This window comes from Pseudomonas sp. TE4620, assembly GCF_056279045.1.
In genome coordinates, this window is sequence record NZ_JBWBQO010000001.1 from 1,503,592 (window position 1) to 1,527,366 (window position 23,775).

Below are 23,775 nucleotides of genomic sequence, written 5' to 3' on the forward strand. Positions count from 1 at the left end.
AGGTCAAGGTAATGAAGACAAAAGTGCAATCGGATGAAGCTGTCGCGGTACGCAAAATCGGCGTGATCGGCGGCTTGGGGGCGCTGGCCGGGGCAGACCTGTTCTACAAGCTGACCCGCTCGCGCCAGGTGCTGGCCGAGCAGTTCAACTGCCACCTGCTGCTGGAGCAGCAGGCTTTCAGCGATGCCGCGTTGCCCCTTTACGCCGGGGCCAGCATCGCCTCGCGCAAGTTCTATGTCTATGAACTGTGCAAGGCGTTCGAGGCCCGCGGTATCGAGACGGTGATGCTGCCGTGCTTCGCCAGCCATACCTTCCTGGGCGAGATCCAGGAGCAACTGAGCCTGCGCATCCTCGACATGATGGCGGCGCTCAAGCAGCACATTGCCGGCCGGTATGCGCCGGGGACGGTGCTCGGCGTGCTGGCCTCGGATGTGGTTCGCGGGTCCGGGCTGTTCGAGCGCTACCTGGGCGGCGACTATCGCCTCAGCTACCCGTCGGCGGTCGAGCAGGCAGCCTTGATGGCGGCGGTGTACGGCGAGGCTGGCATCAAGCACGGCGGGCTCGACGGCGCGCCGTTCGAGGCCGTACAGCGCCTGGCTGGCGCGCTGCAGGCGCAGGGTGCGGCCGTCATCGTACCGGGCATGACCGAACTGGCCCTGGTCTGCGCGGCCTTGCAGCGTAGCGGCATTGCCATGCTCGACAGCAATGCGATCTATGCCGACTTCGCCGCCAGTGAGCACTACCGGCGCGCCGAGACGCCGTTCAAGCTCGGCGTCGTCGGCGGCGTGGGGCCGGCGGCAACGGTGGACTTCATGGATAAGGTCGTGGCCAACACGCCTGCCGGCAAGGATCAGGACCACATCAAAATGGTGGTCGAGCACAACCCGCAGATTCCCGACCGCACCGCGAACCTGCTCAGGGCTGAAACCGATCCGACCATTGCCCTCTACGCCACCTGCCAGCGCCTGGCGGACGCCGGTGCCGATGCCATCGCCATCCCGTGCAACACCGCTCATGCGTTCGTAGCGCGTATCCAGCCGCACCTTGAGGTGCCGATCGTCAACATGCTCGACGAGACCATCGCCTGCATCGTCGAGCAGCATGGATCGAGCACGCCAGTGGGCTTGCTGGCCACCTCGGGCACGTTGCAAAGCGCTGTCTATCATGAGGCCGCGCGGGCGGCCGGGCTGCAGTTGCTCACCCCGGGGCACGAGTACCAGGCGCTGGTGATGGAGGCGATTTACGGGGCGCGCGGGATCAAGGCCGGGTTTACCGAGGGCATCTGCAAGGAGCAGTTGCTGGTGGTCGCCGAGCACCTGTGCGAGCTGGGTGCCGGGGTGTTGATTCTGGGCTGCACCGAGCTGCCCTTGGTGCTCAGCCCGGTGCCGGCCTTGGCCCTGGGTCGGCACCGGGTGGCGGTGGTTGACCCGACCACCGTGCTGGCCCGCGCGTGCGTGCAACTGGCGCTCGATGCCCGGCCTCAGGACAGGCAGAAGGTGTTGTCCACCAGTTGAATGATCAGCGACTTGACCGTTTGCAGCGTGCTGTCGTGCTTGCTGCCCACCCGCGTGCCGATTTCCAGGTCGTAGGAGGGCAGCGGCACCGGGCAGGGAAAGGTCTGCAGGGTGCTGACCCGTTCCATGGCCCGGGCGGCGTGGGTGGGCACCGTGGTGATCAGCTTCGAGCCCACCAGCAGAAACGGCACTGCGGCAAAGTGCGAGGTCGAGGCGCGGATGCTGCGCTTGTAGCCGGCCGCATTCAGCCCCTCGTCGACGATGCCGACGAAACCGCCCGACGACACCAGCAGGTGCGGTCGCTGGGCGTAGTCCTCGGCGCTGCTGGGGATGCTGTTGTCAGCGTCGGCGATGCACAGGTAGTTGCCGCGGCCCAGGCGGTGGCGGGCAATCAGCGGCGACGACAGCCCGCCGGCAGACACGGCGATATCGATCTGATGATGCATGAGCATGTCCTGCACCAGGCCGCTGTGGGTCTGGCGGAACAGAATGCGCAGGCCGTGCAGTTGTTCATCGATCAGCGCCACCAGGCTTTGCCCCAGGGCGATTTCGCTGTCGTCGGAGAGGCCGATGGTGATGGTCCGGCCCTTGATGTCTTTGCCGGCGACCGACAACGCAAAGGCTTGCCGGCAGCGATTAAGGGCCTCGCCAATCAGCGGCGCCAGCTCGTTGGCGCGCAGGGTCGGGCGCAGGCCACGGCCGGTGCGTTCGAACAACGGGTCGGCGTAAATTTCCCGCAGCCGCGCAAGGGCCGCACTGACCGCAGGCTGGGTCACCCCCAGGCGCAGCGCAGCGCGGCTGGCACCGCCTTCTTCGATCAGGGCGACAAACACTCGCAGTAAGTTCAAGTCGACAGAGTCGATATCAATGCTATGCATATCAGATATCTTGATAGTTGATTGATTTATAGTATAGGCGTACGCACAATCCGCGGACAAATACTTCATCAGCGTATTTGCAGTGGCTGATGAGTTGGGCAGTCGAGTTTGGGAGCGTATGAAAGGTTCAGCAGTAGTTAAGGGGTTGTTGTGTGTATTACTTGCACCGTGGTTAGTGGCCAGTGCGTCTTTTACGGTAAGTGCTGCAGACCTTGTCGCGGCACCGGGCGTCGCCGCCGAATCGTGGATGTTGATGGACTATGAAAGTGGCGAAGTTCTGGCCCAGGGCAATGCCGATGCGCGCATCGACCCTGCCAGCCTGGTGAAGATCATGAGCAGTTATGTGATCGGCGAGGCTCTGCAGTCCGGCGCACTCAGCGCCAGTGACCGGGTGACCATCGAGCACGATGCCTGGGCCGCAGGCAATCCGCACTTGCAGGGTTCTTCGTTGATGTTTCTCAAGCCCGGCGACCGGGTCTCGGTACAAGACCTCAATGCCGGGGTTGTGGTGCAGTCTGGCAATGACGCCTGCATTGCCCTGGCCACTTACATTGCCGGCAGCGAAAACGCCTTTATCGACCTGATGAATGAACAGGCCGGCAAACTTGGCCTGACCAATACCCAGTTCAAGACCGTCCATGGCCTGGCCGCCGAAGGGCAATACAGCAGTGCCCGCGACATGGCGATACTCAGCCGTGCGCTGATTGCCGAGTTGCCGGCGGAGTACGCCTTGTACAAACAAAAGGCCTTCGCCTTCAACAACGTTCAGCAATACAACCGCAACCGCCTGTTGTGGAGTACCAGCCTGGATGTCGACGGTTTAAAGACCGGCAACTCCAGCGCAGGCGGCTACAGCCTGGTCACCTCGGCGCAACGTGACGGGCGCCGGCTGATTGCCGTGGTGATGGGCGCCAAGTCCGATCGGCTGCGCTTTCAGGAGTCGGAAAAACTGCTCAAGTGGGGCTTTCGCGCATTCGAGACGGTGACGCCGATCCAGGCCGACGAAGTGTTCATGAGCAAGCGGGTGTGGTTTGGCCAGACCCGCAACGTCAAGCTCAATGCCGGCGCGCAAGCGACCATCAGCGTGCCCTACGGGCACTCGGCCGAGGTGCAGGCCAGCGCCATCGTCGACACCGCCGAACTTCACGCGCCGTTGCAGGCGGGCCAGGTGGTAGGCGTGGTCAACTTCCAGGTGGGCTCAAAACACGTCGCCAGCAAGCCGCTGGTGGTGATGGAAAGCGTGGAAGAGGGCGGCTGGTTCAGCCGGGCCTGGGACTACCTGTTGCTCAAGGTGTACCAATGGCTGGGCGTGTGCCTGTTGTGCGCGGGCTAGTTGCGATCCTGTAGACGAGAAGAGGGGCCTATGAACCGTTATCTGCGCTGCTTCCTGCCCGTGCTGTTGGTATTGACGGCGACAGGCTGCAGCAACCCTGCAAGCACCAGCGAACGCTCGCTGTTCGTCTCGGCGGCCGAGGCCGATGCCAACAACCAGCGCGCCCTGCAAGCGCTGTCGGATGAGCCCGATGTGGCCGGCGGCCTGGTGGTGTACTTCGACACCGACAGCTCCGCGATCGAGCCGCCTTATCAGGCCAGGCTTGCCTATGTGGCCAACTACCTGGTGAGCCATCCCGAGGCCGAAGTCTTTGTCGAGGGTCATACCGATGACATCGGCTCGCCCGAGCAGAACTTCGTCCTGGCCCAGGCGCGTGCCGCGATGATTGCCTATTACCTGGTCAAGTACGGCGCCTTGTACGAGCAGGTGAATGTTCACGCCTATGGCGAGCATTCACCGGTGCGCGAGGGCAGTGGCAAGGACGACTTGAAGCTCAACCGCCGGGGCGTGGTGGAGTGGGTCAGCCATGGCCACAGCCTGGGCTATGAGTTTGAGCAACAGTGAGCAGGGCTTGAGTTCAAAGCGCCTTCTTGTTTCTCACGCTCCAGGCCTCAAGGAAACCGTCGGTTGGAAAAACGACGGGGTGTTTATCCATCCTGACCTTCACCGGGACATCCTTGGCGAAGGCGTTGTAGATATAGTGCTGCGCGGCATCGGAGACCGGCAGGAAGATCGACACCTTGGTGCCTGGTTTTTCCTCGCGGCACTCATGCAGCACCTTGATCGGCTGATCGTTGACTTCAATAAAGCCCTCATTGGTCTGCAGCTTCCCGCAGTCGACAAACTGCGTGAAGATCATTTTTGCGCCCTGTTCCGTGGCATTGATGACAGCGTTGTAAACGACAACGCCGTCCTTGAAACCCTCCGAGTTGCTCAACGCAATCGCACTGTACGGCGCGTCCTTGCTGAACTCGTTGAACAAGGCGTAGCGGTACTTATCGGTGCCGATGGTTTTCGCCAGCTTGCGGCCTTCATCGGTTTGCATGTCAATGACGAAGTGCCCAGCGACAGCCTGGGAGGAAACCGCCGCCAGCAGCAGAATGCCAGGCAGGCAGAGGATTTTTTTTGCGCGTGAGATCATGGAGCAGTTCCTTGCTTCGACTGACAGCCATGATATCAAATTGACGCCATTGCCTTAAGGCTGGGTTTGACTGTCGGCTTTAATCACCGACGTGTCTGCGCGGAACTCCGCTGCAAAACGGGGCCGCTGCTCTTAATTCATTTAATAATGCTTCTCAGTTAATGTAGTATTCGCCGCTCTCCGGCGGGGCCGGTTCACCGAAATAGGGCTGAGCATGTCACGCATTGGCACCTCTGATTTGCTAACCAACTTCCATGAGCACTACGCAGAACTGTTGGCGTTCCTGGCTCGGCGGTTGGGTAACGTTGAGCAAGCTGCCGATGTGGCTCAGGATACCTATCTGCGTTTGGTTAACCTGCCGGCGGGCGAACCGATACAGGAGCCTCGCGCGTTTCTGTTCCGCATAGCTGGCAACCTGGCCATTGATCGTATGCGTCGGGAGGGGCGACTCAATGCTTTGCATGCCGATGAATCACAGGCCCTGGAGGTATGCGATCCACGCCCTTCACCAGAGACTGCTCTGATCACAGATGAGGCTTTGGCACAGCTCGATATCGCCATGGACAAGTTGCCAACCAACGCAAGGTTGGCGCTGCTGCTCAACCGTCTCGAGGGGCTGACACATGCGCAGATCGCCACAAGACTCGGCGTTTCCGAAAGCACCGTGGGGAAGTACATTGTTCAAGCTGTACGTCATTGTCGCGACTCGCTGAGCCGGACGCAGTGGAGATGAACCGCATGCCTTATACGAACGTGCCCCCCCAGACTCGGACGCCTCTTCACACTTCCAAGCTTGAAGAACCCATGACCGACAGTGTCGATCCTTCCGATCTGGAAGACCAGGCCATCGAGATGCTGGTGCATCTGCACTCAGGTCGGGCTACTACAGCCGATCACCTGGCCTATGACAACTGGTGCCAGCGCTCTGCGTTCCATGCTCACGCCGCAAGCAGGGCCGAGGCATTGTGGGGCGCGTTCCCCCTCACACAAAAAGCCCGACAATTCGTTGCTCCGCCCCCCGAGAAGCGTCGTAAACCTGTACGCGCCTTATGGGCAGCCGGCATGGCTGCTTGTGTTGCAATAGTGGTGTTCAGTGCAGCGCTGCAACGCCCCTGGTCAGCGCTCTATGCCGATCATGTGACAGACCCTGGCGAGCGACGGGAATTGCGCCTTGAAGACGGCAGTCGGCTGTGGATGAATGGTGACACCGTGCTGTCGGTGAATTACAGCCATAACCAACGTGGCATCACGCTGTATCAAGGGGAAGCACTCTTCGAAGTTGCCAAGGATTCATCACGGCCTTTCATCGTTCACGCCGCTCAAGGTGATGTGCAGGCAATCGGCACACGTTTCGATGTGGATCAGCGCGGCGACAAGGTCACCGTCCAGGTGAGCGAAGGGATAGTCCAGCTCAGTTCGGGCGGGGAGACCCTGCGTCTGCCCGCAGGGCAATCCACGGCCTATCGCCAGGGTCTGGCGCCGCAGATGGCGGTGAAAGTCGATGTGCAGGATGTCGCCACCTGGCAGCGAGGCAAATTGATTTTCAATGCGCGGCCGCTGGGTGAGGTGCTCGCCGAACTCGACCGGTACATCCCAGGCGTCCTCTACCTGACGGATGAAACGCTGGCGGCACGGCGTATCAGCGGCACATTCGAAGTGGATGATCCACACGCTGCGCTTAATGCGCTTGAGCAGACGCAGCCACTTCGCATCACTCGGTTGCCGTTACTCACGCTGGTGCGGCCCAAGCGCTGATACAGGGCCAGCATCCCTTCCCGGAGAGCACCTTGCAAAAAAATGAAAATTCTTTGGCAAGGTTCTCCACGTCGTTTCGTCGTAGATACGAAGCGCGAATCATTCACATTAAAGTCGCGCAGCCAACTCTAGGGAAAGGTTGCTTTCATGTTTCATGTCTCCTTACGTACCCGTGCGCATTCGTTGCGCCAGGCAATGGCACTGGCTGCCTTGCTCGGACTGCTGGCACCGGTCGATGTTCATGCCAGGGGCTCCGAAGCCTTCGCTGTCACTCAGCTCTTCAATATCGCTGCCCAGCCACTGGACAGCGCACTAACCCGATTCGCCGATCAAGCCGGCCTGCGCATCATTTTCAATTCCGACGAGGTAAGTGGAATGAACAGCGCTGGGTTGAGCGGGCCCTACAAGGTCAATGAGGCGCTCGATCATCTGCTCAGCGGCAGTGGTTTCGGTTATGAGTTCGTCAATGACAAGACGCTGACCTTGCGCAAGCTATCAACTGATTCGACAGTGCTGGAGCTGGGCGCTACCGATGTGAATGCACTCAGGCTGGCTTCGACAACTGAGGGGACCGGCGCCTACACCACTGGCCTTACCAACACGGCGACAAGGTTGGGGCTTTCGCCGCGTGAAACGCCTCAGTCCATCAGTGTGGTCACTCGGCAACAGATGGATGACCAGAACATGCAGTCGTTGGAAGACGTTGCAAGGGCAGCGACAGGCATCAGCACGGTTAAAGGGTTCGGCACAGAGCGTCCGCTTTACTACTCGCGAGGGTTCCAGGTCGACGACTTGCAGTTCGATGGCCTGCCGAGCAGCGTCACGGAAAGTTTCTCGATGGACGTCATGTCAGTGAACAACATGGCCATGTATGACCGGGTGGAAATTGTCCGAGGTGCGACAGGCCTGATGCAAGGGGCAGGTAACCCGTCTGCGGCGATAAATATGGTGCGCAAGCGACCGACGCGTGAATACCAACTCAAGGCGGAGCTCGGTGCTGGCTCGTGGGACAACTACCGCACGCAACTCGATGTTGGCGGCCCCCTGAACGCAGAGGGCACCCTGCGTGGCCGTACGGTCCTGATGTACAACAGTCGAAATAGCTACCAGGACTACGCTGACAAGGACAATCAGCTGTTCTACGCCATTGGCGAAGCCGACTTGAGTGACTCGACCACGATCGCGGTGGGGGCATCTTTCCAGCAGGACAATAACGGCGGCTACGACTGGGGTGGTTTGCCCACCCACCTGGATGGCAGTTCTTACAACTTCTCGCGTTCGAAGTCGTTCGCCGGTAAGTGGGCCCACCTGGACAAGATCAACCGCAACGTTTTTGCCGATATCAAGCACAGCTTCAATGAGGACTGGAACCTCACCGTCGCCACCAATCTGATCTGGTCCAATGCAGATTTTCTCGCTCAGGTTGGGTATCACAGCAAAGACTCCGATTCGACGATGCAGTACTGGCCGAACAGCGCCCGTTACGATGACGAACAGATCAATCTCGACGCGGCGCTTAACGGCGCATTCACCCTGCTGGGGGGCAAGCATGAGGTGGTGATAGGGACCAACATGAGGCGCGACAGGTTGCAGTACGTGACAGGCTCATCAAGCGTGAACCCTATCGTCGACATTCTGGACTTTGACACCTCGCAGTTCCCTGAACCGCACATAGTCGGCAGCCTGACGCCCAGCCGACATGTGCGTAAGGACAAGGGCATATATGCCGCCACCCGCCTCAATCCGCTCGATGATCTGCACGTCATTCTCGGCAGCCGTTTGAGCTGGGTCGATTACGACACCCAAGGCCCATGGGAGACGGACCGCTTCAAGGAAAATCGCAAGGTCATCCCTTACGGCGGCATCGTCTACGACGTCAATGACAACACCTCGGTGTACGCCAGCTATACCGAGATCTATAAGATGCAGGGCAACTACAGCGTCGACAACACATTGCTGGAACCGACGACGGGCAGTAACTACGAAGTCGGCGTGAAAAACGAGCTGTTCGATGGCAGGTTGAATACCGCCCTGGCGCTCTTCCAGGTGGATCAGTCAGGCCTTGCGCAGGTCGTTCCCGATGCTGGACGTGTCTGCGGGCCAACGCGTGATTCGCGGTGCTACACCGAGGGTGCGAAAGTGCGAAACCGCGGGTTCGAGGCAGAGGTTTCAGGCGAGTTGATGCCCGGCTGGAATGCCTTGATGGGCTACACCTACAGTCATCCAAAATACGTCGCTGGTACCAAAAAGGGTGACGCCTATGGCACAGAAAATTCGCCACAGCGACTGTTCAAGGCCGCCACCACCTATCAGCTGCCGGGAAAGTTGGATCAATGGCGAGTGGGGACCAGCGTGTACCATCAGAGCAAGCTGTACCTGAACGAGATTTCGCAGAGTGCCTACAACCTTGTCGACCTGAACGCTAACTTGCGAATCGACCAGAACCTGAGCGTTCAGTTGAACCTCAACAATGTTTTCGACGAGAAGTACTACACCGCGATTTTTAGTCAAGACACCGGAAACTATTACGGCGAACCCCGCAACTTTGCCATCACCCTACGCTACGAGAACTAATTGCGAGCCGGACGTTTCAGAGGGCTTTGTGTGTATCACATCGGCTGCCACTTCAACGGCCTGGTCTTGCGATGAAGGCCGCCTTGCCGCCCACGATCGTGAGCACCGGTCAATAAACCGATTTTCAAGCGGCTGTAGCAGCCGCTTGGAAGAACATCACGCTCAGTCGCAACGGATCGTTGTGCTTCGTCAGGGGCGGCTTTTGGCCGTTAGCTGTCAGTGGTGAAGGGCAGCTAAGGGTCGAATCGCGACGGTCATACCTCGACCGTCGCTGGACGCTGTCAGACCTCCGTCTGTTCTGCCATCTCCAATGCGTCATCGACTTCAATGCCCAGGTATCGCACGGTGCTTTCAAGCTTTGTATGGCCGAGCAGGAGCTGAACTGCTCTCAGGTTCTTTGTCCTGCGATAGATCAGCGATGCCTTCGTACGTCTCATCGTGTGGGTGCCGTACATAGCTGGATCTAGCCCAATAGACTTTATCCACACTTTGACGATTCGGGCGTACTGCCGGGTGGAGAGATGCACTGATGCGTGTAACCGGCTTGGAAAAAGACAATCCTCGCTGTGGAGCTGGGCTTGATGTATCCAGGCCTCTAGGGCCAGCCGCGTTTGCTCTGTAATTTCAAACTGCACGGGTCGTTGGGTTTTCTGCTGCATCACTATTGCTCGCGATGACACGTGCTCCCCATGAGCAACGTCGCGTACGAGAAGCTTGGTCAGATCGCAGGCTCGTAGCTTGCTGTCGATGGCCAGATCGAAGAGGGCTAAATCACGAGTTTTCTCCGCGATTTGGAGCCTTACCCGAATGGCCCAGATATCTTTCAGTCGGAGCGGAGCTTTCTGCCCGACCAATTTTCCTTTATTCCAAGGCTGATGGCTGCTGGTCGTAATGGCGTTCATGGCTTGTCCTCCTTGTGAGGGAGGACAAGGATGGTCATCCCGACCCAGAGGCGCTAACCGACCCTTGGCAGGCATAGCCTCTTCGGTAGCGCCTGATCCATATGGACGCTCCTGAGTTCCACCATGGGCCTCGGCCGTTGGAGGCTGAATTCAAGCTGGCTCCTCGCTAAGCCCCACCGTTTAGTCCTAAGGCAAGTCAAGGATCACCAAGACTTTCCTGACTGTTCATAGTCGTAGTGTTAATATGCTATGACGTGAGTCATATTATTGATAAATGGGTTCCAGGGAGCAGGTTTACCTTGCCCAAAATTTGGATGATTGCAATCGAAAATGACAGATTACCAGCCGATTGACATCGCACCTTGGTTACGCAAACACGCTTCGAGGCTGCAAAGCCCTTTTGAACAGCTATTTGTTTGCAACGTGCTGGCCCATGTTCCCGGCATCAATCTAGATTCGGTGGACACGCAGTATTGTTTCACCGATACGGAAGGCGGTACCCGCTACTGTGATTTCGTTATTCAGGAAGGTGAAACGCTACGCATAGCCATTGAAATCGATGGCTATGACAAGACCGGTCGCGGGGCCGGCATGTCACATGCGGAGTTTGTCGATTGGCAACGACGCCATGCCAGCCTGGTGGCACAAGGTTGGGATGTAATTCGCTTTGCGAACTATGACGTAAAGCATTCGGCTAAACGCTGCATTGAGCACATCTCGCTGCTTTTACGAAGCGAGCGTAGCAAAAATAGCTATATGGAATCCCTCATCGTCAGGGAGCACGCGCTGCGCGCTCAACTGGAACAACAAACGGGCGCGGCCAACGTGGCCCAGAATGAGTTGAAGAAGGTGCAGGGGCTGGTAGCGGCAGCCACAACAACTCAAGGACTGTCTGGATCAGAACACAAGCGGTTGTTCCAATTAGAGCAGGCGCAACTGGAAGTTGCGAACCTCAAGAGAGAGACCAAACTAGTGAAAACGACCATTTGGGCATTTGTGGTGCTGATCATGGCCATGATGTATTTCATGTTCCACCGAATGAACGAGCCAGCGGGGTACTCACGCGTCAACGATGTACCTTCAGCGTCAATAGAATCATTACCCATCACGTTAGCAACCATATCTACACCATCCGGCGAAAGTTTGTCGGGACAGTCCTGCAAAGATCCCCTTAACTGGTCAGGTGCAGTGCATCAGGAAGGTCAAGTTAAGGCATTTGCAGGGAAGGTGGTTGAGGTTGTGTCCCGCGGGAACACGACCGGAAAGCCAACCTTCATTAATTTGGGCGAAGCATTTCCCTCCAAACGACGATTGACCGTCATCATATGGGGGGAAGATGCCGAAAAATTCCGGGAAAGCCTAAAACATGGTCTTCAAGGCCGTACAATTTGCGTGCAGGGAAAGGTCGGGCAAAAAGATGGAGTGGCACAGATTATTTTGAAGGATCGTGCTCAGCTTAGTTATCCAGCGAATAAAGGGAATGCGGAGAACTCGGGCGCATATGAGGATGATGGTGAATCAGACCCAGACTATGATCTTTGACGCATACCGCTAACCTCTGTGAGGGGCTGCTTTGGGTCGATAGCTGCCGGTCGCGAATGACCGCTTTCGAGCCGAAGCGGCCCTTCGTCCTGAGTTGATTTGACATTCCCTCAGTATTCACAAGGAGCGTAATGTTGATCGGGATACGGTAGCCGGCCATTTATAAACCTTACAAATTCAAGGAGCGTCTCTAGCGCAAGGTGTAGTTCTTCGGTAGTACCGATAGTCTTTGCCTTGAAAGCGTGTATCGCATTTCTGCGTTGTTGAACCATCCGAATCCATGGCTCCCAATCTTCTTCCGGCGACCAGATCTTTTTCTTAAAAAATTGAATTAGCGGCTCCAGCGTTACGCCGTCTGGATCTTCGATAGCTCCATTTTTCTTTTTTATAGCATAAGCATCCGACAGGTAATCCTTGTAGTACACAGACAAAAGTAGCTTCATCTGACCTTCGACTAACGCACCTAGGTTGACCCAGGCAAGAATGAGCTGGCCGTTGCTCAAGCTGCCGCACCATTCTGACAACTCCTCTGCGAGCGAACTCTGCCATTCGAGCATTGATTTATTCAGCAGTTCTGCTGCCTCGATTGGGGCCCAACCGTGAGCCTCCTTCCAAAACCTCATCATGTTTTGAATTAGGTGAGTGGTGCGTTTTACCGTCTCGGTAAGGGGCAGCTGCATTTTCTCTCCATCTCGAAGGGCGGACGACTGGATGATCTTAAATCAGAATAAATGAGCTATGGCCAGCTTTGGCATCGTGGACAACAGGTCTTGGCGGAATTCTGTCTGTCGCCACCGTCATTTTTGGGTTGAAAGCAGCCATTGGTGGAAGGCAGCTAACGACCCAAAGCGGCCACTCACCCAAGCATGGCACCAATAGCTGATCAAATTTCTGCTGCCCTTGTCGTACCCTGGTGGAATGCCATCTGCCAATCGTCTCCCAGCCGACGCCAGATGGAGCTTCTCAAAGAATCACGGGTGCCGTTCGGGCTATCGACCGTGCACCGATAGGTGGCCACCACCTTTTCGGAGAGGATACGAATCTGAAAATCGGTGATCTGACGCTGGACAAAATCCTGCAGCAGCAATGCGTCGATGGTTTGTGACCGGTTCCAGGCGATACCCTCCGCGCCAAACTCGACGAAGTCCTGAGCCAGCAGGCGGGTCAGCATGTCGCGATCAAGGCGAGTCTTGCGTTCAAGCAGGCTCGCCTCCAGTGCGTGAATAACAGGCTCCAGGCATGCCTTCGAAATTTTCATGTAATTGACCTCCGTCTGCGATTCACCATGCCTGCGCGCCACAGCGTGGCGGTAGCGACAGCCTGACTTCGACCGTCGCTATACATAGCCAAACCCCGCAGCGGACCAAGTCAATGGAGCGCATCATCTGGTATCGGTTAGAATCCGCAGCTTATTTCAACAATGCTTGCTACACATAAGGAAGTTCCATGACAAGGATGGCTGCTGTTTTCACTTTACTGAGTTGCATGGCGTCGGCCTCGGCATTGGCGGCGTCTGATTGTCCGTTTCCGCAGGGAATGCAGGCATCCATCGGTGCGTCGAAGGAAGTCATTGCGGCCCGGCAAGCGGGCGTCGCCAAGGATGATCTGCTCACGAGGATTTCTCCCGCGGCCGACGGGCAGATGTCCAAGATGCTAAAGAGTATCGTCGACGAGGTTTACGATTATCCGGCACTGCTGCCCGAGGTGTATGCCGCCTTCCGGTTCGAGCACTGCTTTGTTTCGCAGCAGCACGCTGAACAAGTGGCGGCCATGAAGTTTGCCGATGCCTATCCGCTGCTGAAGAAATGCGAACAGATCGACCCGCAAGGGGCTCGACCGCCTTGTGCAATGCGGGTAGTGCATACGTTGACCGGCATTCCCGAGTAATACCACTGATATCTCTGCCAAAGGAGTCACTCCATGTCAAAGCTATATCCCAGTATTGATCCTGAGGGGCTGGTCGAGTACTCGGTGGTCTACACCGACCGTTCGCTCAACCACATGTCGCAGTCATTTCAAGACGTGATGAACAACATCTCCACGACCCTTAAGCAGGTCTACAACGCCCAGGCTGTTGCGGTGGTCCCGGGCAGCGGCACGTTCGGCATGGAAGCGGTTGCGCGACAGTTTGCCAGCGCCCAGCAATGCCTGGTGATACGCAACGGCTGGTTCAGTTTTCGCTGGAGCCAGATCCTTGAGATGGGCAACATCCCGGCGGCCACCACGGTGCTCAAAGCCCGGCCGCTCGACGCGGGTCGCCAGGCGGCCTACGCGCCACCCCCTCTGGACGAAGTGCTGGCAGCCATTGCGACGCACAAGCCACAGGTTGTCTTCGCCCCTCACGTTGAAACCTCGTCAGGGATTATCCTGCCCGATGACTACCTGCGGGCCGTTGGTGATGCCGTGCATGCGGTGGGTGGCCTGTTCGTGCTGGACTGCATCGCCTCAGGCACGATTTGGGTGGATATGCACAAATGCGCAGTCGACCTGCTGATCAGCGCACCGCAAAAAGGCTGGAGCGCTTCCCCTTGCTGCGCCCTGGTGATGTTCAGCGCTTTGGCCCTCGAGCGCATCGAGCAGACGCAAAGCAGCAGCTTTGCCTGCGACCTGAAAAAGTGGCTGCAGATCATGCAGGCTTACGAGCAGGGCGGACATGCCTACCATGCGACCATGCCCAGTGATTCCCTTGCGCGATTCAACGAGGTGATGAAAGAGATGCAAGCCTACGGGTTCGACAAGCTGCGCGGCGAGCAACAGGCTCTGGGCGATCGGGTGCGCGCAATGTTGACCGGCAAAGGCATCAAAAGCGTGGCCGCCGCCGGCTTTCAGGCCCCTGGCGTGGTGGTGAGCTACACCGATGATGGCGATATCAAGAACGGCAAGAAATTTGCCGTCCAGGGCCTGCAGATCGCCGCCGGCGTGCCGCTGCAATGCGACGAGCCGGCCGACTTCCAGACCTTCCGCATCGGCCTGTTCGGGCTCGAAAAGCTGCACAATATCGAGCGCACGGTCAACACCCTCGAGCAGGCGCTGGACGAGGTGATGGTGAACTAAGCCCGCTCACCCAGCCACCAGCACCCCGAGCGCTCAAACCTGCGCCAGCGCCTGGGCCAGGTCAGCGCGCAGGTCGTCGACATCCTCGACCCCCACCGACAAGCGCACCAGGGCATCACCGATGCCCAGTTGCGCGCGGTTCTCTGCCGGAATGCTGGCGTGGGTCATGATCGCCGGGTGTTCGATCAGGCTTTCGACCCCGCCCAGGCTCTCGGCCAGGGCGAAGATCTGCACCGCTTCAAGAAAGCGCTTGGCGCCGGCCAGGTCGCTGTTCAGGTCAAGGGAGATCATCCCGCCAAAGCCACGCATCTGCTGGCGCGCCAGCGCGTGCTGCGGGTGCGAGGCCAGGCCCGGGTAGTAGACCCGCGCCACCTGCGGCTGACGCTCCAGCCATTGCGCAAGCTCCAGGGCATTGCTGCAGTGGCGCTCCATGCGCAGCGCCAGGGTCTTCACCCCGCGCAGGGTGAGGAAGGCGTCGAACGGCCCGGCAATGGCGCCCACCGAGTTCTGCAAAAAGCCCAGGCGCTCGGCCAGCTGCGGGTTGTTGCCGACCACGGCGATGCCGCCGATCACGTCGGAGTGGCCGTTGAGGTACTTGGTGGTCGAGTGCAGGACGATATCGAAGCCCAGCTCCAGCGGGCGCTGCACCCACGGGCTGGCGAAGGTGTTGTCGGCCACGCAGATGATGCCGCGCTGACGGCAGATGCGCGCGACCGCGGCAAGGTCGGTCAGGCGCAGCAAGGGGTTGCTCGGGGTCTCGACCCAGACCATGCGCGTGTCGGCCTCAAGCGCCGCTTCGAATGCCGAAAGGTCGGCCAGGTCGACGAAGCTGAAGCGGTGCCCGGCGCTGCGCCGGCGCACCCGTTCGAACAGGCGGAAGGTACCGCCGTACAGGTCATTGCCCGAGACCACGTGGGCGCCGGCATCGAGCAGCTCGAGCACGTTGGCGATCGCCGCCAGCCCGGAGGCGAAGGCGAACGCCTGGGTGCCGCCCTCAAGGTCGGCCACGCAGCGTTCCAGCGCCCAGCGCGTGGGGTTGTGCGAGCGGCCGTAGTCCAGGCCCTTGTGCACCCCGGGGCTTTGCTGCAAGTAGGTGGAGTTGGCGTAGATCGGCGGCATCAATGCCCCGGTGGACGGGTCTGGGGCCTGCCCGGCATGGATCACGCGGGTGGCGAAGGCGCGTGGCGCGCCGCTTTCATCGTGCTGGCTCATGGTAAGGACCTGCGTAGGTGATTGAGCAAATCGACACGGGTAATCACGCCGTAAAAGCCGGCAGCGTCTTCAATGATCGCCACCAGCCCACGGTCGAGCTCGGCCTGCAGCTGCGCCAGGCTGGCGCTGGGGGCCAGGGTTTCCAGCTTGAGCTTGGCGGTCATCGCGCTGGCCACGCTCAAGTGAAAGTGCGAAGCGTCCTGGTGCACGCCGAGCAGGATGTCGGACTCATCGATCACCCCGACCAGCTTCTGGCCGTTGACCAGCACCGGCAGTTGCGAGACATCGGCCAGGCGCATGCGCTGGAAGGCGGTGAGCAGGGTGTCGTCGGGGCCGACGCTGATCACCCGGCCATCCTCGAAACGCCGCGCGATCAGGTCGCGCAAGTCGCCATAGTGCTTGCGCGCCAGCAGGCCCTGGTCGGTCATCCACTGGTCGTTGTAGACCTTGGACAGGTAGCGGGTGCCGGTGTCGCAAACAAAACTGACCACCCGCTTCGGTTCGGTTTGCTCGCGGCAGTAGCGCAGCGCCGCCGCCAGCAAGGTGCCGGTCGACGAGCCGCCGAGAATGCCTTCGGCGCGCAGCAGTTGGCGGGCGTGATCGAAGCTTTCTTCATCGCTGATGGAGTAGGCCTGGCGCACGCTGGAAAGGTCGGCAATCGACGGGATGAAGTCCTCGCCGATGCCCTCGACCGCCCAGGAGCCGGGAGTGCCGAGGGTGGCGCTGCGGCTGTATTCAGCGACCACCGAACCGACCGGGTCGGCCAGTATCATCGCCAGGCTCGGCTGCAGGCGGCGAAAGAAGCGGGTCAGCCCGGTCAGGGTGCCGGCCGAGCCAACACCGACGACGATGGCATCGACATCATGCTGGGTTTGCGCCCAGATCTCCGGCGCGGTGCTGCACTCATGGGCCAGCGGGTTGGCCGGGTTGTTGAACTGGTCGGCGAAGAACGCATCGGGAATTTCCTGCGCCAGCCGCGCGGCGACATCCTGGTAATAGTCGGGATGGCCCTTGCCGACGTCGGAGCGGGTGATGTGCACCTCGGCGCCCATGGCCTTGAGGTGCAGGACCTTCTCGGTAGACATCTTGTCGGGCACCACCAACACCACCCGGTAGCCCTTGGCGCGGCCGACCAGGGCCAGGCCCAGGCCAGTATTGCCGGCGGTGGCTTCGACGATGGTGCCGCCGGGGCGCAGGCGGCCATCGCGCTCGGCGGCGTCGATCATCGCCAGGCCGATGCGGTCTTTGATCGAGCCGCCGGGGTTCTGTGATTCGAGCTTGAGAAACAGCGTGCACAGGCCGGTATCGAAGCGGCTGACACGCACCAGCGGCGTATTGCCGATCAGTTCGAGCACGGCCGGGCGGGAGTCGTTCGCCATGGGGTCACCTCGCAGCGCAGGTAAAGCCTCGCATGGAACATAGGCCCGGATGGCAACCGCCGCAACCGTGTGCAGCCAGCCGGTACATCAGCCGGTGCCCGGATGGCGAGCGCTTAGCGCTCGATCGCGGGTCTAGCCCGCTCCCACAGGCTCAAAGCAGGCTTGGCAGCACTTCTTGGTGGCAAGTGGTCTGCTTGGCAAGCAGAAACTGGATGGTTTAACCAAGCCATTGTCGCGCTATAAATCGCTGCAGTTTCTACCGTCACTAAGGATTGACCATGACCGCAGCACATCCCGTTGTATCGATTCGCCCCGTCACGCAACACGACTTCAAGCAATGGTGCGCGCACTGGGCCCAGTATCAGGCGTTCTACAAGGTCGACATCGGCATGCCGACCACCCAGACCACCTGGGCGCGCTTCTTCGACAGCCGCGAACCCGTGCATTGCGCGGTGGCCGCTGACGGCGAACAGGTCCACGGCTTCGTCCATTTCGTCTTCCACCGCTCGACCTGGGGCCGTAACGACTTCTGCTACCTCGAAGACCTGTACGTCTGCCCCGGCGTGCGCGGCCAGCTGCTCGGCAAGCAGCTGATCGAGTACGTGCAAGGGCAAGCTCGGGAGCACCACTGCGACCGGCTGTACTGGCACACCCAGGAGTCCAATCACACCGCCCAACGGCTCTATGACTGGATTGCCGAAAAGCCTGGGGTTATCGAGTACCGAATGGCGTTGTAAGCACCTCGATTTCAGAAGCTGTACTTGGTAGAGAGCATCACATTACGCGGTTCACCGTAGTAGCCGCTGAAGAAGGTGGTGTCCAGGGCGCTGATGTACTTCTTGTCGAACAGGTTGTTGACGTTGAGGGTGGCGGCTAGCTGATCGGTCAGTTGGTAGCGGGCCATCAGGTTGATCACGGTGAACTGCTGTTGCCTGGCCTTGACCGTGCCCATCGCGGTGCTCGGGGTCACGGTGATGTGAGTGCCACTCTGCCAGTTGGCGCCGCCACCGACGGTCAGGCGGTTGAAGTCGCCGGGCAGGCGGTAGGTGCTCCACAGTTTGAGCATGTTGGCCGGCGCTTCGCTATTGATGCGCTGGTCGTCGGCGTCTTCGGTGAGGCTGTGGTTGTAGCTGGCGGCGAGGTTCCAGTCCGGTAGCAGCTCGCCGTTGGCTTCGATCTCGAAGCCGCGGGTGGTGGCGCCGCTGACGGCCTTGTAGGCCGCCGAGGTGGTGCCGGGGATGACCTGGCCCGGGTCGATCACCGCCAGGTTGTCCTGCTTGATTTCATACGCCGCGATGCTGGTGTTCAGGCGACCCCCAAAGAACTCGCTCTTCAGGCCGATTTCATAGTTGTCGCCTTCGCGCGGCTCGAGGGTCGCCCCGCTGGCGTCGCGCACGCTTTGTGGCTTGTAGATGCTGGTGTAGCTGGCATACACCGAGTGAGTGTCGTTGAGGTCGTAGACCACACCGGCGTAGGGCGTGACCACGCCGCTCTCGCGGTACTGGGTGTTGCGGTTGCTGTTGGGGGTCAGCACGTATTCCATGTCGTAGTTGTACTTGTAGTCGCTGGCGCGGGCGCCAAGGATGATCGACAGCGCGTCGGTCGGGCGCAGGCGCGTGGCGATGTAGGTGCCGTTCTGGTAGATGCTGGTGTCGCCGTCATACAGCTTGCCGTTGCTGGTGTTCGGTTGTTTGGTGTAGTTGTCCCAGTCGTAGAAATTGACCGAGGTGCCTTCGATGGCGGTGCCGCGCAGGGGCGAGTGGCGGTTTTCGTAGCGGGAGAAGTTGTAGCCGACGATCAGCTCATGCTGGCGGCCGAACAACTGGAAAGGCCCCTGGGCCTGAACATCGACGCCGGTTTGCTTCTGCCAGGTACTGCCGGCGCCACCGTACAGGCGCACCCCGGCGCCGGTGTTGATGTCGGGGAAGCCCCAACTGGCGGTGGCCAGCTTGTAGTCATCGCGGTTGATGTACATCTGGTTGACGGCCACCTTCAGGCTCCAGTCGTAACCCAGCTTGTGTTCGAGGCTGGCGAAGGTGTTGAGGACATCCTGGGGGTTGCTGCTCCAGCGCGCGGCGCTGTTGGTCGAGCGCGAAAAATCGGTTTGCTGGCCGTTGCTGTAGAACAGCGGGAAGGCCACCGAGGACGAACCTTGCGGGTTGTTCTTCTGGTAGTCGGCGCCGACCGTGAACAGGGTGCTGTCGCTCAGGTCCGCTTCAAGGATGCCGTAGAAAATCTGCTTTTCCTGGGAGTAGTGGTCGACGTAGCTGTTGTTCTGCTGATAGGCCGCGACCATGCGCCCGCGCAGGTTGCCGGTCGGGGTCAGCGGGCCGGACAGGTCGAGCTCGGTGCGGTACTTGTCCCACGAGCCCAGGCCTGCCGTGAAGTGGCCCTTGAAGTCGGCGGTGGGGCGCTTGCGCACCATGTTGATGGTCGCCGATGGGTCGCCGGCACCGGTCATCAGGCCGGTGGCGCCACGCAGCACTTCGACGCGGTCGTAGATCGCCATGTCGGCAAGGCTTTGCGCCGAGACCTGGCTGACAATGTCGAGTGTGGTGGGAATGCCGTCGAACTGGTAATTGTCGACGCTGTAGCCACGGGCGTAGATGTTGAAGCGTTCGCTGCCCAGGCTCTGCACCGACAGGCCTGGGGTTTGCTTGAGCACCTCGGTAAGATCGTTGAGGCCCTGATCGTCCATGCGCTGACGGGTGACCACGCTGATCGACTGCGGTGTTTCGCGCAGTGACAGCGGCAGTTTGGTGGCGGTACTGGTGATGCCGGTGGTGTACGAGCCGCTGCCTTCAGTGGTGGCGCCCAGGCCGGCGGCGTTGATGCTGGTGGCGCCGAGTTCCACGGCGGCGCTGTTGTCAGCCTTGGCCAGCACGTAGCGCTTGTCGCCGGCCTGCACCACGCGCAAGCCACTGCCTTGCAGCAGCCTGGCAAAGCCCTGGTCCAGTTCAAAATCGCCCTGCAAACCCGGCGATGACAGCCCGGCCGTGTCTTCGGAACTGAAGGTAATCATCACACCGTTGGCTGCGGCGAACTGGCTCAGCGCCAGCGACAGGCTGCCGGCGGGGATGTCGTAGGCCTGCGCTTTGGCCCAGGCCGGCGTCAGCGCCAGCAGCGAGCCGGACAAGCCCAGGGCAAGCGCCGCGCGGTGGATGCTGCGGCCGAGAAAAGACGGTTGGAAGGACATGCAAAGGTTCCTGTTCGGGTTGGCAGGGGCTGCGTCTGATGCGCACGTGCAGGAAGAGCCGAAACAGGAATGAAAATCTGTTACCCAAACGTTGAAAATATTTTTCACCCTCAGGCCGTGCGGCTTTCCACCCGCACCCAGTAGCGCGTTACCCGGCGCAGTTGCACTGGCAGGGAGGCCTCAAGGTTGGCCAGCACCGCCTCGCTGTCATCCAGCAAAAAGGTGCCGGAAAGGCGCAAATCGGCCACATCGGCGGCGCAGCCCAGGTAGCCATGGCGATAGCGCGAGAGCTCGGCGAGCAGGTCCTGCAGTCGCCAGTCGATCGCTACCAGCAGGCCGCGGGTCCAGGCCGAGGCCTGTGCCGGCGCGCGCTGCACGGGGCCAACACGGTCGGCGGCGAAGCTCAATGTGTGCCCGGCATCAACGCGCACGGCTTGCGCGGTTGCCAGGCGCGGACGCACCTCGACGGCGTGCGCCTCGACGCTCACCCGGGTGACGCCATCACCTTGGCGCACGGTAAAGCGCGTGCCCAGGGCGAGGATGAGGCCTTGGTCACTCTGCACGCTCAGGGGGCGGGCGTCCTTGGCGGTTTCGACGAGGATTTCGCCCTGGCGCAGGATGATCAACCGTTGCTGCTGATCGAAGCGCACATCGACCCGGGTATCGGTGTCGAGCACCAGCCGGCTGCCATCGGCGAGGCTCAGGCTACGCCGTTGCCCCACCCGCGTGGCGTAGTCCGCGCGCCAGGGCGAAGCCTGGTAACCCTGCCAGCCGAGCACACCGGCACCGAGCAACAGGGCGAAGGTTTTCAGCGTCGCCCGTCGCCCTTGGCGGGCCCGTTCGAGGGTGCTGGAGGCGAGGGCGCTCGGCGCCTGGGTCAGGCGTTGCTGCAGCTGTTCGATACGCTTCCAGGCCGCGGCGTGTTGCGGGTCGGCGGCCAGCCAGGCCTGCCATTGGCTGCGGGTCGCTTCGCTGACGGTGCTCTCGTGCAGGCGCACATACCAGTCCACCGCCTGGGCAAGAATGCGCTTCATGCCTCATCCAGCAGCAGGCAGTGCATCAGCGCACTGGCCAGATGTTTGCGCACCGTCGTCACCGAGACCCCGAGCCGTTCGGCGGTTTTCTCGTAGGTGAGCCCGTCCAGTTGCACGGCAAGGAAGATCTGCCGGGTGCGCGCACCGAGCCCGTCGAGCATGCGGTCGATGGCCATCAGGCTGTCGAAGATCAACGCCCGCGCCTCGGCCGATGGCGCGTGCACCTCGGGGCGCAGCGCCAGGGCTTCAAGGTAGGCTTGTTCGAGGCTGCGGCGCCGGTAGAGGTCAATCACCAGGCCACGGGCAATGGTCGCCAGGTAGCGCCGAGGCTCGAGCAAGGTGCCGGATGTGCGCGCCAGCAGGACGCGCACGAAGGTGTCCTGGGCCAGGTCCGCCGCATCGGCCGAGTTGTTCAGACGCTTGCGCAACCAGCCACGCAGCCAGCCGTTGTAATCCTGGTAAAGCGTCTGCAGGTGCTCATGGCGCTCTGTATCACAGCCTGGTGTGGACATCCCGCTCTCTCAACGACAACCAATGCGAATAGGAATTTGTCGCGATTGTAAGAGAGACAGCGGCCGCAGGGAAGCGCCGCGGTTTTCAGCGGCCTGCCGGTTGGTACTGTTGCAACCACTGCGGGTAAGTGATGCAGCTGATGTGTTCGGTCCGATAGTCCTGCAGGAACGGGTTGTATTTGTTCTCTTCGGTGTGGTGATGGCGAAAGCCACATTTCGATTGGGCAGCAAACGACTGGCTGTTGTTGGCAAAGTAGCCGCACCACAACGCCTTGAGCTTGAGGGTTTCGAAGCCGTGGCGCATCACTTCGCGCACCGCCTCCGGAACCAGGCCCTGGCCCCAGTACGGCACCCCGATCCAGTAGGCGATTTCGCCTTCCTGTTCACTGATGTCGAAGTTGCTGTTGGCGCCGATGAGAATGCCGACGCAACCCACCGCCCGCTGGTTGTCCTTGAGTTGCAGCGCATACACCTCGGGGTGATTGAACACGCTGCGAATGATCTCGGCGCTGTGCTCGACACTGGTGTGCGGGGGCCAGCCGGCGATGGGGCCGACGCGCTCGTCGCTGGCGTATTCGTACAAGTCGGCGGCATCGTCGGCGTGCCAGGGGCGCAGCAGCAGCCGTGGTGTTTCCAGTCTCATGTGCTGTTCTCGGGTTGGCTTGATTCAGGTGAGACACGGTAGTGGCAAGCGGCTGATCGGCAAACAGCAGTACCTTGGCATTTTCGGTACTTTTCGCAATTAACAGGTTTGGTGATGATAGGCTCAGCTGTCTTGAATGGGGTCGCCTTGAACGCTATGCAGCACATTCCCAAACTTTATGCGCCTGACGACTTGCTCCGCCTGGGTGACACCACGTTGGCCGAAGGGGTAGGGGTACCGCTTGCTTTCGGGCATGCCTACATGGTGCTGCTGGTGTGCCTGTCGGGACGTGCCTGCTTCACTCTCAACTTCAAGGAGCATGCAGTTCGCCGTGGCGATGTGCTGGTGCTGGCCGAGGATACTATTGCCTTGCTCACGTGTCGTTCACGCGGCTTCAAGGTGTTTTACTGCCTGATGCCCAAAGCCTTTGCGTCGGAAGTTGCCTACCCGTTGCCCAACCCCTTGTTCGTGTTTCTGCATGACCATCCCCACTGCATACCGGCCAGGGCAGAGCGGCCGCTGCTGGACGGCTGGCTGATGCACATGCGCGATATTGCCCGCAGCTGTCCCGGCTACCGGCACATCATGCTGCGCAACCAGCTGCAGACCTTCTTTTTGAAGATTGCCGAACAACTGCCCAGCCTGGAAAAAGGCCGCAGGGAATTCAACCGCAAGGAGATGCTCAGTTGGCGCTTCTGGGAACTGATCGGCAAAAACTGCCTGCGCCACCGTGACGTGAAGTTCTATGCCGACGCGCTCAGCATCACGCCGTTCTACCTGTCACAACTCACCAGGGCGTTTTTCAACGACAGCCCCAAAGGCCTGATCGACCGGCAAGTGACCCTGGAGATCAAGGCGCTGCTTTCATACAGCGACCTTGCGATCGGGCAGATCGCAGACAAGCTCAACTTTGCTGACGCGTCCTACCTGTGCCGCTACTTCAAGCGCCAAACCGGAGTGTCGCTGACGGGCTATCGAAGGCATGAGCAGCAAAAGGGTGGCGAGGGTTGTGGGAGCGACGGTGCGACGCCTCGACTTCACTGAATTGCGACCGCTGAGCGCTCGATCGCCGGCAAGTCCGGCTCCCACCGGTCCGGTGTACGCAG

The 23,775-nt window shown here is 60.2% G+C and carries 22 protein-coding genes; 11 read left to right on the forward strand and 11 right to left on the reverse strand.

Going from position 1 to position 23,775, the window contains the following annotated elements:
* The first annotated feature begins 11 nt into the window (after positions 1-11).
* Positions 12-1,514 carry a cysteate racemase gene (gene cuyB / locus ACZ9A3_RS07150; protein ID WP_258597319.1) on the forward strand — a complete coding sequence of 501 codons (1,503 nt, stop codon included), beginning with the start codon at positions 12-14 and terminating at the stop codon, positions 1,512-1,514.
* Here cuyB and ACZ9A3_RS07155 read toward each other — a convergent pair.
* Positions 1,481-2,392: a LysR family transcriptional regulator gene (locus ACZ9A3_RS07155; RefSeq protein ID WP_045201538.1), complete on the reverse strand. Its 912-nt coding sequence runs from the start codon at positions 2,390-2,392 to the stop codon at positions 1,481-1,483. The genes cuyB and ACZ9A3_RS07155 overlap by 34 nt on opposite strands.
* 118 nt (positions 2,393-2,510) lie before the next feature.
* Between ACZ9A3_RS07155 and ACZ9A3_RS07160 the strand changes: the two genes are divergently transcribed.
* Positions 2,511-3,725 (forward strand): serine hydrolase, encoded by a 1,215-nt coding sequence (locus tag ACZ9A3_RS07160; RefSeq protein ID WP_401291933.1) that lies wholly within the window; start codon positions 2,511-2,513, stop codon positions 3,723-3,725.
* 30 nt (positions 3,726-3,755) lie between these two features.
* Positions 3,756-4,289, forward strand: coding sequence for an OmpA family protein (locus tag ACZ9A3_RS07165; RefSeq protein ID WP_476252297.1), 534 nt, complete (start codon positions 3,756-3,758; stop codon positions 4,287-4,289).
* A gap of 13 nt (positions 4,290-4,302) precedes the next feature.
* Here ACZ9A3_RS07165 and ACZ9A3_RS07170 read toward each other — a convergent pair whose 3' ends face one another.
* Entirely contained in the window at positions 4,303-4,866 is a 564-nt protein-coding gene (locus ACZ9A3_RS07170; protein ID WP_045201534.1) for a hypothetical protein, read from the reverse strand.
* A 214-nt stretch (positions 4,867-5,080) separates the two neighbouring features.
* Here ACZ9A3_RS07170 and ACZ9A3_RS07175 point away from each other — a divergent pair, with 214 nt between their 5' ends.
* From ACZ9A3_RS07175 to ACZ9A3_RS07185, 3 genes are all read left to right on the forward strand, one after another.
* The gene (locus ACZ9A3_RS07175) at positions 5,081-5,599 is read left to right on the forward strand and encodes a sigma-70 family RNA polymerase sigma factor (RefSeq protein WP_258610313.1); all 519 of its coding nucleotides are present in this window, start codon (positions 5,081-5,083) and stop codon (positions 5,597-5,599) included.
* A 71-nt stretch (positions 5,600-5,670) separates the two neighbouring features.
* The gene (locus ACZ9A3_RS07180) at positions 5,671-6,621 is read left to right on the forward strand and encodes a FecR family protein (protein ID WP_476252298.1); all 951 of its coding nucleotides are present in this window, start codon (positions 5,671-5,673) and stop codon (positions 6,619-6,621) included.
* Between the two features lie 147 nt (positions 6,622-6,768).
* Positions 6,769-9,195, forward strand: a complete 2,427-nt coding sequence (locus tag ACZ9A3_RS07185; RefSeq protein ID WP_476252299.1) for a TonB-dependent siderophore receptor — start codon at positions 6,769-6,771, stop codon at positions 9,193-9,195.
* Between the two features lie 281 nt (positions 9,196-9,476).
* Here the strand turns inward: ACZ9A3_RS07185 and ACZ9A3_RS07190 are convergent, their stop codons facing one another.
* Complete coding sequence (locus ACZ9A3_RS07190; protein WP_043198430.1) at positions 9,477-10,097, reverse strand: tyrosine-type recombinase/integrase; 621 nt, start codon at positions 10,095-10,097, stop codon at positions 9,477-9,479.
* 330 nt (positions 10,098-10,427) lie between these two features.
* Between ACZ9A3_RS07190 and ACZ9A3_RS07195 the strand changes: the two genes are divergently transcribed.
* The gene (locus tag ACZ9A3_RS07195) at positions 10,428-11,639 is read left to right on the forward strand and encodes a DUF559 domain-containing protein (protein ID WP_476252300.1); all 1,212 of its coding nucleotides are present in this window, start codon (positions 10,428-10,430) and stop codon (positions 11,637-11,639) included.
* A gap of 110 nt (positions 11,640-11,749) precedes the next feature.
* Here ACZ9A3_RS07195 and ACZ9A3_RS07200 read toward each other — a convergent pair whose 3' ends face one another.
* The gene (locus tag ACZ9A3_RS07200) at positions 11,750-12,319 is read right to left on the reverse strand and encodes a hypothetical protein (protein ID WP_476252301.1); all 570 of its coding nucleotides are present in this window, start codon (positions 12,317-12,319) and stop codon (positions 11,750-11,752) included.
* A gap of 203 nt (positions 12,320-12,522) precedes the next feature.
* Complete coding sequence (locus ACZ9A3_RS07205) at positions 12,523-12,897, reverse strand: nuclear transport factor 2 family protein (protein WP_476252302.1); 375 nt, start codon at positions 12,895-12,897, stop codon at positions 12,523-12,525.
* Positions 12,898-13,085: 188 nt separating this feature from the next.
* Here ACZ9A3_RS07205 and ACZ9A3_RS07210 point away from each other — a divergent pair, with 188 nt between their 5' ends.
* Together ACZ9A3_RS07210 and ACZ9A3_RS07215 are read left to right on the forward strand one after the other, a co-directional pair.
* Positions 13,086-13,526 (forward strand): hypothetical protein, encoded by a 441-nt coding sequence (locus ACZ9A3_RS07210; protein WP_093384562.1) that lies wholly within the window; start codon positions 13,086-13,088, stop codon positions 13,524-13,526.
* Positions 13,527-13,559: 33 nt separating this feature from the next.
* On the forward strand, positions 13,560-14,693 hold the full coding sequence (locus ACZ9A3_RS07215) for an aminotransferase class V-fold PLP-dependent enzyme (RefSeq protein WP_476252303.1): 1,134 nt from the start codon (positions 13,560-13,562) through the stop codon (positions 14,691-14,693).
* A 33-nt stretch (positions 14,694-14,726) separates the two neighbouring features.
* On the opposite strand, the gene ACZ9A3_RS07220 is transcribed toward ACZ9A3_RS07215, so the two are convergent.
* Both ACZ9A3_RS07220 and ACZ9A3_RS07225 read right to left on the reverse strand, forming a co-directional pair.
* A complete protein-coding gene (locus ACZ9A3_RS07220; RefSeq protein WP_045201209.1) occupies positions 14,727-15,905 on the reverse strand; it encodes a trans-sulfuration enzyme family protein in 1,179 nt (392 codons plus the stop codon).
* Entirely contained in the window at positions 15,902-17,284 is a 1,383-nt protein-coding gene (locus tag ACZ9A3_RS07225) for a pyridoxal-phosphate dependent enzyme (protein WP_093384553.1), read from the reverse strand. Before ACZ9A3_RS07225 ends, ACZ9A3_RS07220 begins: the two co-directional genes overlap by 4 nt.
* Before the next feature lie 278 nt (positions 17,285-17,562).
* On the opposite strand from ACZ9A3_RS07225, the gene ACZ9A3_RS07230 reads away from it, so the two are divergent.
* The gene (locus ACZ9A3_RS07230) at positions 17,563-18,021 is read left to right on the forward strand and encodes a GNAT family N-acetyltransferase (RefSeq protein ID WP_213601773.1); all 459 of its coding nucleotides are present in this window, start codon (positions 17,563-17,565) and stop codon (positions 18,019-18,021) included.
* A gap of 11 nt (positions 18,022-18,032) precedes the next feature.
* Here ACZ9A3_RS07230 and ACZ9A3_RS07235 read toward each other — a convergent pair whose 3' ends face one another.
* From ACZ9A3_RS07235 to ACZ9A3_RS07250, 4 genes are all read right to left on the reverse strand, one after another.
* A complete protein-coding gene (locus ACZ9A3_RS07235; RefSeq protein WP_476252304.1) occupies positions 18,033-20,480 on the reverse strand; it encodes a TonB-dependent siderophore receptor in 2,448 nt (815 codons plus the stop codon).
* A 110-nt stretch (positions 20,481-20,590) separates the two neighbouring features.
* Positions 20,591-21,514, reverse strand: coding sequence for a FecR domain-containing protein (locus ACZ9A3_RS07240; RefSeq protein WP_476252305.1), 924 nt, complete (start codon positions 21,512-21,514; stop codon positions 20,591-20,593).
* On the reverse strand, positions 21,511-22,026 hold the full coding sequence (locus ACZ9A3_RS07245; RefSeq protein ID WP_045201214.1) for a sigma-70 family RNA polymerase sigma factor: 516 nt from the start codon (positions 22,024-22,026) through the stop codon (positions 21,511-21,513). Before ACZ9A3_RS07245 ends, ACZ9A3_RS07240 begins: the two co-directional genes overlap by 4 nt.
* A gap of 85 nt (positions 22,027-22,111) precedes the next feature.
* Entirely contained in the window at positions 22,112-22,669 is a 558-nt protein-coding gene (locus ACZ9A3_RS07250; protein ID WP_093384538.1) for a GNAT family N-acetyltransferase, read from the reverse strand.
* A gap of 156 nt (positions 22,670-22,825) precedes the next feature.
* Between ACZ9A3_RS07250 and ACZ9A3_RS07255 the strand changes: the two genes are divergently transcribed.
* Positions 22,826-23,713: a helix-turn-helix domain-containing protein gene (locus ACZ9A3_RS07255; protein ID WP_476253321.1), complete on the forward strand. Its 888-nt coding sequence runs from the start codon at positions 22,826-22,828 to the stop codon at positions 23,711-23,713.
* Positions 23,714-23,775: the final 62 nt, after the last annotated feature.